Below are 14,713 nucleotides of genomic sequence, written 5' to 3' on the forward strand. Positions count from 1 at the left end.
TTTTGTTTGGTAGTTGTTCTGGCTTATTAGTATTTTAAGTTCTATTGTCCTATTACCTAAAATATGACAATATACGATATTGAAATCATTAATGAAAACGTTTACAATAAGTCTGTATATGCATGTTGAAGTAATTATCAAAGGAGGCTGACTAAAGTGAATGCTATTACAATCGTAATTGGAACGATGTGCTTCTTAATGATTGCGTATCGTTTGTATGGTACCTTCATGGCTGCTAAAGTGTTAAAGCTGAAGGAAATGGAGGAACGAAAAAAGACCCCTGCTCATGAGCTGAATGATGGAAAGGATTATGTGCCTACAAACAAATGGGTTACGTTTGGCCATCATTTTGCGGCAATCGCTGCAGCTGGTCCGCTTGTCGGTCCAATCCTTGCTGCGCAGTTTGGCTATTTGCCAGGTTTGCTTTGGCTGTTGATTGGGGCAGTTATTGGAGGGGCTGTTCATGATGCTGTTGTTCTGTTCGCATCTATGCGCAAGAAGGGAAAGTCACTTTCAGAAGTAGCGAAGGAAGAGTTGGGTCCTGTTGCGGGCTTTTGTACAGGACTTGCAATGCTGTTCATCATTACGATTACGATGGCGGGGCTTTCAATGGTTGTACTTCATGCACTTGAGCGCAACCCATGGGGAACGTTTGCGGTAGGGATTACAATTCCAATTGCGATGGGTGTTGGTTTATTCTATAAGAAGACAGGTAATTTGAAGCTGGCCAGTACAGTTGGGTTCATTCTTCTTATGATTGGTGTCTTTATTGGGCCATCCATTCAAGAAACTGCGTTAGGAGAATTCTTGACCTTTGATTCAAAAACATTAGCGGTTATTCTCCCCATATATGCCTTCTTTGCAGCAGCATTGCCAGTATGGCTGTTGTTAGCACCAAGGGATTATTTAAGCAGCTTTATGAAAATCGGTGTATTTATTGCGTTGATTATTGGTGTCTTTATTATAAATCCTGATGTGCAAATGCCTGCTTTCACAGAGTTCATACATGGCGGCGGCCCTGTTATTGCTGGTCCTGTTTGGCCGTTCATTTCGATTACGATTGCCTGTGGGGCGATTTCCGGTTTCCATGCTTTTGTTGGTTCTGGAACGACTCCAAAAATGCTCGACCGTTGGCAGGATATAAAAATAGTCGGCTTTGGCGGTATGCTTGTTGAATGTTTAGTTGCTGTTATGGCTTTAATTGCAGCTGTTTCCTTACAACCAGGTGATTATTTTGCTATTAACTCAACACCAGAAGTATTTAAAACTCTTGGTATGTCAGCAGTTCATTTGCCTGAGCTTAGCCAGGAAATTGGTCTAGACTTGGAAGGCAGAACTGGTGGAGCTGTTTCCTTAGCTGTTGGAATGACCTATATTTTTACGAGCATTCCTTGGTTTGATAATCTTGCACCGCATTTCTTCCAGTTTGTCATCATGTTCGAGGCAGTCTTCATTTTAACAGCTATTGATGCAGGGACGCGTGTAGCGCGCTACTTGATTCAGGATTTCTTTGGTGAGGTATATAAACCACTAAAACGCGTCGATTGGTTGCCTGGCAATATATTTGCAAGCGCATTAGCATGTCTTGCATGGGGGTATCTACTGTTCTCTGGAGATATTGGCTCCGTTTGGGCACTCTTTGGTGTTTCTAACCAGCTGATGGCATCCATTGGCTTAATTGTGGGAGCAACAGTCATTTTGAAAATAGCTGATAAGCGCAGCTATATCCTTACTTGTCTCATACCGCTTGCGTATCTATTTGTAACAGTTAATGCTGCGGGTTATTGGATGATTACAAATGTATATTTGAATCCAGATGCTGCAGGATATAATGTTGTTAACGGAGTATTGTCGATTATTATGCTTGTGCTTGGAATGATTATTGTAATAGCAGCAATTAAGAAGTGGGTTGAAATTTGGAAAACTCCGAGTTTAAGAGGAGATAAATATCTTTCTGCATAATTTTAAGGAAAGTCTGCGGGCGATGTTTGCCGTCAGACTCTCCTAAATTACATAAAAGTAGTTTGAATTAATTGCTGAAGAAAAAAAGTTCTGTTATTATTTAGATATCTATTATTTAGATGTCTAAATAATAGATTATTAGGTCGTCCTCCAATTTAATAAAGGAGATAGCGCTCACTAAATTAGAGGAGTCCTATTGTTCTAAAATGCCAGATATAATATTTAGATATCTAAATAAAAACAAAAGACAGTTAGGAGTGTATGTAAAGATGGGAAGATTAGAAAATAAAGTGGCGATTATTACGGGGGGAGCATCTGGAATCGGTGAATGCATGGTAGATTTGTTTTGTCAGGAAGGTGCTGTTGTAATTGCTGCAGATATTAATGAGGCGGCACTTGAAAAGGTTAGCCAAAAGGAAAACGTGTATGGGCTAAAGTTAAATGTAGCTTCCGATGAGGATTGGCAGGATTTAGTGAAAGAAGTGGTAGCAAAGTTCGGAAAGATTGATATTCTCATAAATAACGCAGGAATCTCTTCTGAAAAAGTGTATCAGGATATTAATTTTGAGGATTGGCAGAAAATGCTTTCTATCAACGGATGGGGTCCATTTGCAGGGATGAAGCATGTAGCTCCTTACATGGCGGCCCAAAAGAAAGGTTCTATTATCAATATTTCATCCTACACGGCTCAAATTGGTCAAGGCTTCAATCATTATTCTGCATCAAAAGGCGCTGTTCGTGCTATCTCAAAAGCAGCAGCTACAACTTTTGGGCGTGATGGAGTTCGTGTAAATGCACTTTTCCCTGGAATTATTGAAACACCAATGACACAGTCCTTAAGCACTTCAAGAGATTTACTTAGCCGCTTAATTCAGACAACACCACTTCAGCGCCTTGGACAGCCTAATGACATAGCGAAAGCCGCGTTGTTCTTTGCTTCAGATGATTCTGATTATATTACAGGCGCGGAGTTGGTGATTGATGGTGGATTCTCAGCTCAATAGTAATGTATGATAAGAGAGCCCCTGATTAAATCAGGGGCTTTTAACAATTATCGAAAGCAGGGATATTTATGGAAGAAAAGACAATTTTCGAAATCATCCATAATATGGACAAGGTTACTAATAATTTAATCATTAAGTGGAATAAAATGTTTAATGAAGATCTTGGCATTTCCCACATCCTTGTTCTCAGCCATTTGGAGAATAAGGGGAATAGCCGTCCGTCCGATATTGCGAAGGCTTTAGGTCTGACTCCTCCCACTTTGACACATTTAGCAGAAAAACTAGTACACAAGGGGTTAGCCATAAGGATTGTAGATGAAACGGATCGTCGCATCATCTATTTGGGAATTACAGAAAAGGGCAGTGAGATAGTGGTTAAAGCCCACCGAGACGGGGAAATGCTGCGCCGAAACCTGTTTGAAAGGCTCACAGAAGAAGAAAGGCAGCAGATGTTAAAGATATTTGAGAAGCTGAATAATCCGCAAACTTAGAGACCGGAAAAGGACGAATAAATTAGGCTCTTATTCGTCTGGTGATTATTTTCTTCTTTATTTGTGTACTTAATAACCTTGCATTGTCTGGTTCAATTCATCTGCTAACTCTGCTACCTTGGAGCCAGCTTCACCAATTTCTTTTAATATGTTTGTGAAATTGCTCATTTCTTTATTATTTATGTCATTTTTTTCTGTGCTCACTATGCTTGCTGTCAAAATTTCATCAAAGCTGGTTACTGTCTCTTGGACATTTTGGTTTGCTGAAATGGTTTTAGAGTTCACTTCATTAATCTGTTTGACGACATCTTCAATTTGCTTTGTCGTTGAAAGAACTAAGCTTGTAATATTGCTTGAAGAAAGCTTCGTCTGCTCCGCAAGCTTTCGTACTTCTGCAGCGACAACAGAAAAACCTTTCCCATGCTCCCCGGCTCTGGCGGCCTCTATTGCAGCATTTAAAGCAAGAAGATTTGTTTGTTCCGCAATGGTCGTGATAACCGCTACGATATCACCAATTTCCCGTGAGTTAGCCTCCAGTGAACCAACGCTTGTCTTAATTTCATTTACACTGTCCTTAAGTGCAACTGTCTCTTCAATGACTTGATCAAGCTGTCTGCTTCCTTTAATAGAAGATTCCGATGTGACAATAGAGGACCTCAATCCTTCATCCAATTCCTTCGTCATGCTTTCAGAACGAACAACAACATCAGCGACAGATGCTCCAACCTGCTCTGACATTGCTGCTAATTCTTCCGTAATAGAACCGATTGTTGTTTTGACTTGTTGCTTTGCTTCCATTTCTTTTAGTATAGCTGCTTCCTTTTGCAGATCCTGCAGATAAGCGAGGCATAGCTGCAGCTCTAGGTTGAAAATTTTAGTTGTGACTTTAGCTGCTAAAGTCATGCTTTTAATATCTTCTTGATATTTTTCTTTTAGTAGCTCAAGAATAGTGTTAACAAATACTGCGTTCGTACAAAGATACCAGCGTGCCTCTACACCTACTGCCAAATAGTACTTAGAAATATTCATTCTTTTTTCTGCAAATTGGTCATCAATAATACCATCAAAGAAGCCTATCACATATTCTTGGCAGCCCTTTAAATCTACTCCAATTGAAGTCATGTCTACAACTTTGCGAATTCCAGGATTAGTGTGGTGATAAATAGGGTTATAGATTGTTTCAATATTTGCTTGAATAAATGGCTGTAGTACTCTAGCTACGGCTAATTCTTCTAAAGTGAGGTCGATTACTGCCAGCTGTTGAACTAAATTAGCATCTTTAGTGACATCTATTTTTACGTTATCCCGTTCCTGCTCGGCTAACTCCTTTAAGCTGGCTGCTTTTTGTTTCTTTGCAAACATATTCAAGTCTATCACTCCTGTTAAAAATAAATATATCCGATCTATATGCAAATTTTTACATATAATATATCGGTAAAAACTATCGATTTTTAAGAGTTAGTATAATATTTCCTTTTGTTGTGATTTTCTATTTTTAATAAATTTTATAAAACTGTTTGCTTTTCACCGACTTTTCACCAAAGGCTACTAAACTACAACTATCGAAAAGGAAAGGTGGAGAGAAAGCAATGAATGCTAGATTCAAAAAAGGTATTTTCTGGAGCGTGATAATTGCCTCTATTATATTGGCAGTTAGCTTCATCACAAGACTGATTGGAGGTGCTGCAAATTTAGCCTTTGGTCATGGACAAGGAATGGGGAACGGAATGCGTCATGGCGGCTTCGGTCATGCGCAAATGATGGGTGGTTTTCACCACAGTCCAAGTTTTTCTTGGTTAGGCTTCTTGTTATTCCTGATCATTGTAATAGTAGTAATAAATTTAGTTACTAAGCATCTAAAGAAAAAGGCAAAATCAAATTCAATGGAGCAGTTTATTCCTACTTCAACAATGAATACACCTAAACCACCAGTTAACTTCAGCAATGCCTCTGTTTTAGATGAATGGGAAAGAAACAACACAAATAAAAAGGAGAGATTATAATATGGGTATTTTTAAAAGAATAAAAACGATTGCAAGTGCAGATATTAATGGATTATTGGATAACATGGAAGATCCGATTGCGATGCTTAATGAATATACAAGGGAAATGGAGCATGAGCTCGGAAAAGCTCAATCAGCTTTATCGCGGCAAATTTTTGTTGAAAACAAACAAGCAGCACTAATTGGACAAACAAAAGAACTAATAGAAAGACGAACTCGCCAAGCTAAACTTGCGATTGAAAAGGATGAGGATGGAATTGCAAGGCTTGCCGTTCAAGAAAAAATCAATCATGAGCAGCAGCTTAGCATCTACGAGCAGCAACTAGAAGCTATCAAGGAGCAAACGAATATCCTGAAGGAAAAGTACAATGAACTGCTAGTTACTTATAATGAGCTTCAGCATAAGAAAATCTTGCTTGCATCTCGTGCAAATGTTGCAAACTCTATTAAGCAAATTCAAAAGGTTTCAAGCACCTTTAGTGCGGACAATATTGTAAGAGGTGTAACGAAAGCTGAGGAGAAAATTCTGTTTATGGAAGCACAAGTACAGGCAGGCGGATATACGAAAAATCCATTAAACAGCTATGCTTGGACAGGCTTCTCAAATGTTAGTGAGGGCGAAGTTTCAAAGGAATTAGAGAAATTAAAAGCAAAATAGAAAAAAGAACAGGTCCCGTTTTTAAACGGGGCCTAATTTGTTTTTAGAATGCATTACTAGATATAAGGAACACTAACACTATATTCCTCTAATTAAAAACCCTTCAAAATAATCCCTGAAAGCTAATAAAGGAGTGTTCTTTAAAATGAATAATACAGATGAAGGACTATTACGGGAATCATTTAAAAGGATGAATGCTGTTTTTAAACAATCCTTTAAGGTAAACAAGAATCCATTTCCTTGGCTGAAGGCATTTTATGCTGGTTTGGCTGCAGCACTCCCTGTATTCATTGGTGTTCTTTTCGGGAGCTTTGAAAATGGGCTATTGGCCGGAATAGGAGGGTTCACGTATTTATATGTGTTTGATATTCCTTATGTTCAAAGAGCCAAAAAAATATTTCTTGTGCTGGTGTCTATTACCTTTTCTGTATTTATTGGGACCATTTTGGCACCGTATATTGCTTTATCTGTTTTGATGATGGGTGTTATTGGTGCATTGGCAATTTTTATTTTTAGTGCGCTGAAAATAAACGGACCATCCGCCTTATTTTTCGTTCTTTGTTTTGCTATGGCAACCGGTATGCCGGTTGATCCATCTCTTGCGCCGATTCGGGCAGGATTTGTTTTTTTAGGTGGAGCTTTATCTTGGATTCTCGCCATGCTTGGCTGGTTTTTTCATCCTCATAACCCTGAAATAAAGGCAGTGAAAAGGGTTTACTGTGAGCTTGCTGAGTTAATCGATTCTGTTGGTACAAGCAATGTGAATATAGTAAGACATAGAGTCATTACTGTCATGAGCGAAGCGGAAGCTGTTCTGTTTGCAGGATATGCTTCAAAATCGTCCGCAAAGCTTTGGAGTCAGCTTTTTCTGTTAAACGAACACGCTAACTTAATTTATTCAAGTATAGCAGCGATTTCTACTACAAACGATAAAATTCCGCCAGTATTAGGGCAAGCTGTCCGTCATATCAGTGAAAGGATTGGCACAAGCAATTTACTGAGTAAAGTGGTTGCTTTGCCTGAAGAGATGTCTGCCGAAATAGAGGGCATAGCCAAAAAGGTAGTGGAGGCAAATGGTATTTTAACGGCGTCGTTAGAGGAATTAAAGCATGAACAGTTTGTTAAGCCTTCCTTTAAAACAATACTATTAGGTGCGGTTGATAAAAACTCAATTGTATTTCTGTCTTCTGTTAAGTATGGGGTTGTTTTAATAATAGCGGCACTAATTGCTTATTCTTTTCCGTTTGAGCGCTCTTACTGGATTCCGCTTTCATGTGCAGCAGTCATGAGTGGGCCGACTATTATTGCCACTTTTCACCGTGCAGTGCAAAGGATGTTGGGGACCGTTATCGGCTTACTTATTGCAGGGGTAATCCTCATTACTGTGCACAATGGTTTTGTTGTTGCTTTTCTTATCCTTTGTTTAACATTTTTGACAGAGCTGTTTATCGTCCGTAATTATGGCTTTGCGGCAATTTTCTTTACGGCATCTGCACTCATTATGGCCGAGTATTCCTCGCAAGTGTTTGACTATTCCTATTTTGCAGTTGTAAGAGTGACAGATATTCTGATAGGAAGTCTTATTGGACTTGCAGGAGTAGTGCTGATTGGCAGGAAATCTGCCTCTAATCTGTTAAATCATTTCATTGCTAAAACAATCCGCAGTCAAGGTCAACTCCTTGTAGCAATGTACTCTAATAACATGCCCATCCAAAATAAAGAACAGAATAAAATGCAGACAAATCTCAGCAACTTGGTGACTGTCTACCAATCGGCATTGGGAGAGTTGTTTGGGAATAGAGCAAGGCTGGAGGCATTATGGCCAGTCATCTTTTTCATTAAACAAATTAGTCATGAGTTGAATATAGGCATTAAATATGGACAGGAAAAGAAATTCCCTGAAAGCGAGCTTGCTCAATGGCTTTATGCAATGGAAATAATGGCTCTATCAATGGAGAATAATGTGTATTCTGAACGAAAGGAACTTCCCTTTGTGGAAGGCTTTTCTCATTTGCGCAATGAAGTTCTTAATCTGCAGAAGGGAATGGAGCAATTAGAGTAAAGAAAAAGCTGGCATTAGCCAGCTTTCATCATGTATTAAGGTTGATATAACAAAACATAGTCACCAGGTCCTGTTAAGGCAACACCGATTGCCACTGCAATTAAAACAAAATTGTATTCAAATCCACCCTCAGTCATCCAGTACCCATTTTTACCATGGACAGCGAAAATCGCATCAATCATGACGATAACAATCATTGCTGCACCTAACCATGTAAGTACACCGGAAGCAAACAGCAAACCGCCGATAAACTCGAATAATCCTGCTAAGATTGCCCATATTTTCGCTCCCTTTGCAAGACCGATTGTTTTCAGCCAATTGCCTGTTCCTTCAATTCCAGTCCCGCCAAACCAGCCAAAAAGCTTTTGGGCTCCATGTCCAACAAAGGTCAAACCCACTACAAGGCGAATAATCAAAAGCCCGCTATTTATCATTACGATATTATGAGCCATGCTAATACCTTCTTCCAATATTTGTTTTGAGTAAAAAGTTTTTTTGCCTATTATATGGACAAAAAGTTCAATTTATACAAGCAGTTTCCTGCGAAATCATTATTCTTCAAATGATTTCTGTAATTGTATTTAAGAACAATCCATTTGCATTTTTACCCAGTGCAGAAAATATAAAACTAATACTTTCCACTATTTAAGCTATGTGTAATAATCAGTTGTTATTATACGCATTTCTTTTTTTGAAAGTAAATAAGAATAGTCGGAAATAGATATATTTTACTAATATATTGTTATAGAACACAGTCTTCTATAACAATATATTTTACTAATATATTGTTATAGAAGACTGTGTTCTATGGCGTCCCTTTTTAAAAAAAATAGGCATACTTCGTGTTTTACGGGGTAAAGAGACAAAACAGTAATTTTGTTAGAATGGAGGCACTAATAATGAATACAGAAAAATTAGCAGGAAAACTAGTGAAAGGCATTGCACCTAACATTGATGCTAAAGACTTGTTAAATGATAAAAGAAAGGTATTCCTTTTCGGCTCGCCAAGCTACACAAATATCGGTGACCAAGCAATAGCATATGCAGAGGAAAAATTTATAAAAAATCATTTTCCATATTATGAATATATTGAAATTATGGATTACGCGACAGAGGAAGGAATAGAGCTTGTAAAAGAGATAATAAAAGAAGATGATATTGTCTGCTTTACAGGCGGTGGTAATCTCGGCAGCCTGTATTTGGAGATTGAAGAGGACAGACGAAAGGTGTTTGAGGTTTTCAAGGATTACAAAACGATTTCTCTTCCTCAGTCTGTTTACTTTGAAGATACGGAAGAAGGCAACTTGGAAAAACAGAAGTCACAGGATGCTTATCATAAAAACCGCCATTTAACCATTGCGGCGAGAGAATCGCAAACTCTCGAGGTTGTGAAGGATACCTTTAACTCTAATGTCATCTATACTCCAGATATGGTTCTTTCCCTTGATATTGTTCCTAAAGAGTTGAAAAGGGATGGTGTGCTGTTTATATTGAGGGCAGACAAAGAAAAGGTGACAGATGAAGATTTCATTACCGATTTAATGAAGTGGGCTGAAAGGATAGGGCCTGTTAACCGAACAGATACAGTACTTTCAGAAGTTGACACTATTGATTATGATGAACGAGAAAAATACTTTTTAGAAATGCTCGAAAAAATCGGTTCAAGCAAAATAGTCATAACAGACCGTTTGCATGCGATGGTGTTTTCCATTATTACAAATACCCCTTGCCTTGTGTTTGGGAATAGTTATGGCAAAGCAAAACACTCCTATACAGATTGGCTGGATGAGCTTAACTTCATTGAATATACGGATACACAGGATATCAGCGAGTTAGAAAGATTAGTGGAAAAGCTTATGAAGGCAGAGCCGAACCGCGTCCATTTGGCAGAGGATTTTCAGCCTTTAAAGGACTTCTTCAAAAATTAAACCAGATGGAAAAAGACTGTCAGAGGACAGTCTTTTTTCCGTCTAAAAGCTTGAAGTAATGAAATGAAGTGGAACTTAGTTCATGAAGAAAGCCTTCAGCTTGAAATAACAGTATAATAAGTGTACAGAAGCAAACATTAGTAAGGATTAATCACATGTTAGAAAAGGGGATACTATGACAAAAAGCAATGAAGCTGGATGGAATTTAGACAATAGCTATGCTCAGCTCCCAGAAAAGTTTTTTACGAGAACAATGCCCACATCGGCAGCTGCACCCAAGGTAGTCTTGTTTAATCAAGAGCTTGCCAAAGACTTAGGTTTAAATGCTCAGCTTCTTCAAGAGGAAGCGAGTGCAGGAGTTTTTGCAGGGAATGATTGTCCACAAGGGGCGGATCCTCTTGCTCAGGCATATGCTGGCCATCAGTTTGGTTACTTCAACAGACTCGGTGATGGGCGTGCAATTCTGCTAGGAGAGCAAATTACCCCAGCTGGAGAACGAATTGATGTCCAGCTGAAAGGGGCAGGACGGACACCCTATTCCCGCGGCGGAGATGGTCGCGCAGCACTTGGACCGATGCTACGGGAGTATATTATCAGTGAAGCAATGCATGCCCTCCAGATTCCTACTACAAGAAGCTTGGCCATTACTTTGACAGGTGAGGACATCCTCCGTGAAACAAGGCTCCCAGGTGCAGTTTTGACAAGAACAGCTGCGAGTCACCTTCGTGTCGGAACTTTCCAGTTTGCAGCACAATGGGGAAGCAATGAGGAGCTTAAAGCTCTTGCTGACTATACGATAATGCGTCACTATCCACAATTAGAAAAAGAAGAGAACCGCTATCTCTCACTGCTTGAGGAAGTGATAAAAACACAGGCTGAGCTTATCTCCAAATGGCAGCTTGTCGGCTTTATCCATGGTGTCATGAACACAGATAACATGACGATCAGCGGGGAAACAATTGACTATGGTCCTTGTGCTTTTATGGATGTGTATAGCCCAAATACAGTATTTAGCTCAATCGATACGGAAGGGCGTTATGCGTACGGTAACCAGCCTGTAATTGGTGGCTGGAACTTAGCTCGTTTAGCAGAGAGTTTGCTACTGTTAATTCATGATGAGGATGAAACAGCACTCGAATTAGCTCAAGAGAAAATTTCAGGATATATGAACTTATATAAAGAAAATTGGCTAAATGGTATGCGAAAGAAGCTCGGGCTTTTTCATGCAGAACAAGAGGACGAAGATCTAATCAATAAACTGCTGCTGTTGATGGAGAAGTACCAAGCAGATTATACGAATACTTTTCTAGCCCTTACCTTCACGAAAACAGATAATAACGCATTGTTTGCAAGCAAAGAGTTTGAAGAGTGGCATAAGCTTTGGCAGGATAGACTTGGCAGGCAGACGGAAACAAAAGCTCAAGTGAAAGAGCAGATGAGGAAAGTAAATCCTGCTGTTATACCAAGGAATCATCGAGTTGAGGAGGCATTAGAGGCTGCGGTCGAGCATGGCGATTACACAGTAATGGAGAAGCTGCTTGACGTCTTATCCCAGCCATATGCTCATACAGCAGAGCAGGTAGAATATGCACAGCTTCCGATTGACAATGGACCATATCGAACATTCTGCGGCACTTAAGCACTGTATTGTCTTGCATAAACATAAGGATGCTGCCTATAATGATGGCAGCATTACTTATTTAAGTGAAAACTGGTTGTTTCCATATATAAGGAGTATAAAACTGTGACTAAAACAATTACGGAGAAATTAAACCTGCATAAATATGAACATAAAACAGTACTTTATATGCCGGAAAACGGTCCATATGTGGAAGAGTTTAAAGGCTATGAAACAAAGCTTGTTTCTGGAGAAATGTATGATTTAATTTTTGCATTTGTCCTCGACATGGAAGCAATGAAGCGTATCGTGAGCGAAGTGATAGAGGGATGCTACATAAATAAAGGGGGCTATCTCTATCTCGCATATCCTAAAAAAGGGAATAAGGTTTACACCACCTTCATTCACCGTGATGAGCTTATGGATGGGCTTGAGGCAGATAAGGATGGCTTTATCGGTTGCAGCAATCTTAAATTTAGCAGAATGGTTGGCATGGACGAAATATTTACTGTAGTTGGACTTAAGGAAGACTCTAAAGGAAAAACTAAGCCAAATAACAAGGTTAGCCAGTCTGTCGGTGACTATCTGGAGCATATCCCGCAAATAGAAAATGACTTGGCAAATGATGTTGACCTTCTTTCCTTTTATCAATCATTAACGCCGGGCTATCAAAGGGACTGGGCCCGTTATGTATATAGTGCTAAGCAAGAAGCCACAAAGGAAAAAAGGCGGCAAGAAATGAAAGTAATTCTTAAAGCAGGCTTTAAAAGCCGTGACCTGTATCGCCGGGAGCAAAACTGATAAAGTAACACTGTCAGCAAGGACTAAGTAGTGGTAACTAATGCCATCAGCCTTTATTTGTAAAAAAACACAACTAAATTATCTTGGTGATCTATTGTAGCAAGCAGTATGTCTGCTACTTCTGCTTGGTATTGTGCTTGCAATTCTGATCTCACCCAATCCTCCTGCTTATGGAGACGCTCTAGTTCTTTTATATCAATCCTTCCATCCTTTATTATTGTGGTCGGCAATTCAAAAGGAGCGGTTTTGAGTTGGAGTGAAGATGGGGTGACAGGAGCAAACTTTGTTTCAAGGAACACAGAAATACTTCCGTCTGGCTCCCATGTGGCTAATGCCACCTTTTTAATATTATCCACTTGCTTACCCCGCAGTTCTCCAAGAAGGATATCAATAGAGATTCTGGCTCTCTTAAGACCATCATAAAGTATAGCACCGTTTTGAACGACGGTTATTGGGTCCTCGTTAATGACCTTCTGGAGCCAACGCCATTTTAACATCAGTTTTATTCCGCTAATATAGAGAACAACAAGAACTGAGGTTGTCAGCATGGAGCCTTTTAGGCCAAGCTTTTCCTCTGAAAGGGGATGAGCGATAACGTTTCCAATTACTAATGCTATTACAAAATCCAGCATCCGTAATTGGGAAATGGACCGATGGCCTAATAGCTTTCCGACGATAATTAAGAAAAAAAAGGCAATAATAGCTCGAAGTATCCATTCAATTGCAGTTAGTGATTCTTGGCCTTGATGAAAATCCATGGAATTGCCCCCCCTCTGTGTGATCGGCTTAGTTTATCACCGAAGCAGTATTCATAATCATTAATGTTAAAAATATGCTGCTGTAATAGTTGCCGCAGGAGAAGTATAATTAAGGGCAATCTATTCTTTGTAAGAAAAAATGAAACTAATAGGAGAAAGAAATGCTTATTGGCAATAAAATTTTCAGTAAATTCCCATCTAACCGGGTTGTAATAACATTAATTGCAGTACTTACCACAATTGCCAGTGAAATAAAGGTTGTTCCCTTTGATGGAGAAGCTTTTCGTTTCGGTTTGGGCGGCATTACTTTTTTTATGCTGATATTGATATGGCCTCCAAAAACGATATGGAAGGCAGGAGTCATTACTGCAAGTACAATTGTTATCATTAGAACATTAGAGGATATGATTTTGCGAAATGGCGAATTTTTACCAAGCTTTATCAGCCATTTTCCTGCTTTTCTTTTTTACCTTATCTATGCACTTGGTTTTCATATCATCAAAGTGGAAAGATATAAATCATCACCATTTCATTTAGGAGCATGGGCATTTCTATTTGAATTTTTAGGGAATGCGGCAGAGCAGCTGCTGCGTTATGAAATCGAAGAAAATATAAATATTGATTTTTGGAGCTGGGCCCTTATGAGTGCAGTAGCTTTATTCCGCAGCTTCTTTGTTGCTGGTCTTTATGCATCTATAACTGTATCAGAACAGAGGAAGCGAGTGGAGGAAATGCTTGGCGTGGGATCTGAATTATATGCAGAAGCACTCTATTTACAGAAATCAATGAATCATATCGAAAAAATAACAGCCTCAAGCTATGACTTATATCAAAAATTGAAGAAAAGAGAAGAGCTGTCATTAAGCATGCAAGCACTCAAAATTGCCCAGGAAATTCATGAAGTCAAAAAAGACTCTCAACGGGTTTTAGCGGGGATTTCCAAAATTACGTCTCAAAAGAAGGAAAACAGCTTAACACTTTCTGAGATATTGAGACTGGTTATTGTAGCAAATGAAAAGTATGGGGAATATTTAAAGAAAACAATTTCCTTCCAATTGAAGCTCAGTTCAGATTATGAGACAGAAAAGCATATCCCTGTGTTGGCCCTTTTAAATAATTTAACTGCAAATGCTGTAGAATCTATTGAAGGTAAGGGGATCATAAAAATAAGTTTATTAGAAATAAGCGAAAAAACCTGCTTTGTTGTGGAAGATACAGGCTCAGGCATAAAAGAAGAGGACGTGCCGATCCTGTTTGAACCAGGGTATACGACGAAGTTTAATGATAAAGGTGTTGCCGCTACTGGTATCGGTTTATCTCATGTTAAAGAAATTGTTCAGCAACTGGATGGAAGCATAGAAGTAGAAACACCGAAAGCAGGCGCAATTTTCCGGATTTCTATACCAACGGAACAATTAAGAAAGTGAG

13 protein-coding genes are annotated in these 14,713 nt (G+C 39.1%); 10 read left to right on the forward strand and 3 right to left on the reverse strand.

The genetic code is table 11. The features are described 5' to 3' along the window. Positions 1-156 precede the first annotated feature (156 nt). From cstA to CEQ21_RS13470, 3 genes are all read left to right on the forward strand, one after another. A complete protein-coding gene (gene cstA / locus CEQ21_RS13460) occupies positions 157-1,962 on the forward strand; it encodes a carbon starvation protein CstA (RefSeq protein ID WP_185764955.1) in 1,806 nt (601 codons plus the stop codon). A 269-nt stretch (positions 1,963-2,231) separates the two neighbouring features. Beyond that, positions 2,232-2,966: an SDR family NAD(P)-dependent oxidoreductase gene (locus CEQ21_RS13465; RefSeq protein ID WP_185764956.1), complete on the forward strand. Its 735-nt coding sequence runs from the start codon at positions 2,232-2,234 to the stop codon at positions 2,964-2,966. 68 nt (positions 2,967-3,034) lie between these two features. Next, entirely contained in the window at positions 3,035-3,457 is a 423-nt protein-coding gene (locus CEQ21_RS13470; RefSeq protein ID WP_185764957.1) for a MarR family winged helix-turn-helix transcriptional regulator, read from the forward strand. 69 nt (positions 3,458-3,526) lie between these two features. On the opposite strand, the gene CEQ21_RS27405 is transcribed toward CEQ21_RS13470, so the two are convergent. Further along, a complete protein-coding gene (locus tag CEQ21_RS27405) occupies positions 3,527-4,819 on the reverse strand; it encodes a globin-coupled sensor protein (protein ID WP_328593500.1) in 1,293 nt (430 codons plus the stop codon). A 227-nt stretch (positions 4,820-5,046) separates the two neighbouring features. On the opposite strand from CEQ21_RS27405, the gene CEQ21_RS13485 reads away from it, so the two are divergent. The 3 genes from CEQ21_RS13485 (at position 5,047) to CEQ21_RS13495 (ending at position 8,180) form a co-directional block, all read left to right on the forward strand. Continuing rightward, on the forward strand, positions 5,047-5,460 hold the full coding sequence (locus CEQ21_RS13485; RefSeq protein WP_185764958.1) for a hypothetical protein: 414 nt from the start codon (positions 5,047-5,049) through the stop codon (positions 5,458-5,460). A 1-nt stretch (position 5,461) separates the two neighbouring features. Next, on the forward strand, positions 5,462-6,118 hold the full coding sequence (locus CEQ21_RS13490) for a PspA/IM30 family protein (RefSeq protein ID WP_185764959.1): 657 nt from the start codon (positions 5,462-5,464) through the stop codon (positions 6,116-6,118). A 145-nt stretch (positions 6,119-6,263) separates the two neighbouring features. Then, positions 6,264-8,180: an FUSC family protein gene (locus tag CEQ21_RS13495; protein ID WP_185764960.1), complete on the forward strand. Its 1,917-nt coding sequence runs from the start codon at positions 6,264-6,266 to the stop codon at positions 8,178-8,180. 35 nt (positions 8,181-8,215) lie between these two features. On the opposite strand, the gene CEQ21_RS13500 is transcribed toward CEQ21_RS13495, so the two are convergent. Further along, entirely contained in the window at positions 8,216-8,614 is a 399-nt protein-coding gene (locus CEQ21_RS13500; RefSeq protein WP_185767271.1) for a DoxX family protein, read from the reverse strand. 465 nt (positions 8,615-9,079) lie between these two features. Here CEQ21_RS13500 and CEQ21_RS13505 point away from each other — a divergent pair, with 465 nt between their 5' ends. The 3 genes from CEQ21_RS13505 (at position 9,080) to CEQ21_RS13515 (ending at position 12,527) form a co-directional block, all read left to right on the forward strand. Further along, on the forward strand, positions 9,080-10,108 hold the full coding sequence (locus tag CEQ21_RS13505; RefSeq protein ID WP_185764961.1) for a polysaccharide pyruvyl transferase family protein: 1,029 nt from the start codon (positions 9,080-9,082) through the stop codon (positions 10,106-10,108). 175 nt (positions 10,109-10,283) lie between these two features. After that, positions 10,284-11,747 carry a protein adenylyltransferase SelO gene (locus tag CEQ21_RS13510; RefSeq protein ID WP_185764962.1) on the forward strand — a complete coding sequence of 488 codons (1,464 nt, stop codon included), beginning with the start codon at positions 10,284-10,286 and terminating at the stop codon, positions 11,745-11,747. A 105-nt stretch (positions 11,748-11,852) separates the two neighbouring features. After that, positions 11,853-12,527: a YdeI/OmpD-associated family protein gene (locus CEQ21_RS13515; protein WP_185764963.1), complete on the forward strand. Its 675-nt coding sequence runs from the start codon at positions 11,853-11,855 to the stop codon at positions 12,525-12,527. Positions 12,528-12,580: 53 nt separating this feature from the next. Here the strand turns inward: CEQ21_RS13515 and CEQ21_RS13520 are convergent, their stop codons facing one another. Further along, the gene (locus tag CEQ21_RS13520; protein ID WP_185764964.1) at positions 12,581-13,285 is read right to left on the reverse strand and encodes a DUF421 domain-containing protein; all 705 of its coding nucleotides are present in this window, start codon (positions 13,283-13,285) and stop codon (positions 12,581-12,583) included. A 161-nt stretch (positions 13,286-13,446) separates the two neighbouring features. Here CEQ21_RS13520 and CEQ21_RS13525 point away from each other — a divergent pair, with 161 nt between their 5' ends. Beyond that, positions 13,447-14,712: an ATP-binding protein gene (locus tag CEQ21_RS13525; protein WP_185764965.1), complete on the forward strand. Its 1,266-nt coding sequence runs from the start codon at positions 13,447-13,449 to the stop codon at positions 14,710-14,712. Position 14,713: the final 1 nt, after the last annotated feature.

Origin of the sequence: Niallia circulans (assembly GCF_007273535.1) — a bacterium.
Taxonomy (GTDB): domain Bacteria; phylum Bacillota; class Bacilli; order Bacillales; family Cytobacillaceae; genus Niallia; species Niallia circulans_B.

Excerpts from the sequence above, each read along its gene's own strand:
- CEQ21_RS13525 (WP_185764965.1), top strand. The coding sequence starts at position 13,447 with ATGCTTATTGGCAATAAAATTTTCAGTAAATTCCCATCTAACCGGGTT.
- CEQ21_RS13465 (WP_185764956.1), top strand. The coding sequence starts at position 2,232 with ATGGGAAGATTAGAAAATAAAGTGGCGATTATTACGGGGGGAGCATCT.
- CEQ21_RS13490 (WP_185764959.1), top strand. The coding sequence starts at position 5,462 with ATGGGTATTTTTAAAAGAATAAAAACGATTGCAAGTGCAGATATTAAT.
- CEQ21_RS13520 (WP_185764964.1), bottom strand. The coding sequence starts at position 13,285 with ATGGATTTTCATCAAGGCCAAGAATCACTAACTGCAATTGAATGGATA.
- CEQ21_RS13470 (WP_185764957.1), top strand. The coding sequence starts at position 3,035 with ATGGAAGAAAAGACAATTTTCGAAATCATCCATAATATGGACAAGGTT.
- CEQ21_RS13505 (WP_185764961.1), top strand. The coding sequence starts at position 9,080 with ATGAATACAGAAAAATTAGCAGGAAAACTAGTGAAAGGCATTGCACCT.
- CEQ21_RS13485 (WP_185764958.1), top strand. The coding sequence starts at position 5,047 with ATGAATGCTAGATTCAAAAAAGGTATTTTCTGGAGCGTGATAATTGCC.
- CEQ21_RS13500 (WP_185767271.1), bottom strand. The coding sequence starts at position 8,614 with ATGATAAATAGCGGGCTTTTGATTATTCGCCTTGTAGTGGGTTTGACC.
- CEQ21_RS27405 (WP_328593500.1), bottom strand. The coding sequence starts at position 4,819 with ATGTTTGCAAAGAAACAAAAAGCAGCCAGCTTAAAGGAGTTAGCCGAG.
- CEQ21_RS13495 (WP_185764960.1), top strand. The coding sequence starts at position 6,264 with ATGAATAATACAGATGAAGGACTATTACGGGAATCATTTAAAAGGATG.
- CEQ21_RS13510 (WP_185764962.1), top strand. The coding sequence starts at position 10,284 with ATGACAAAAAGCAATGAAGCTGGATGGAATTTAGACAATAGCTATGCT.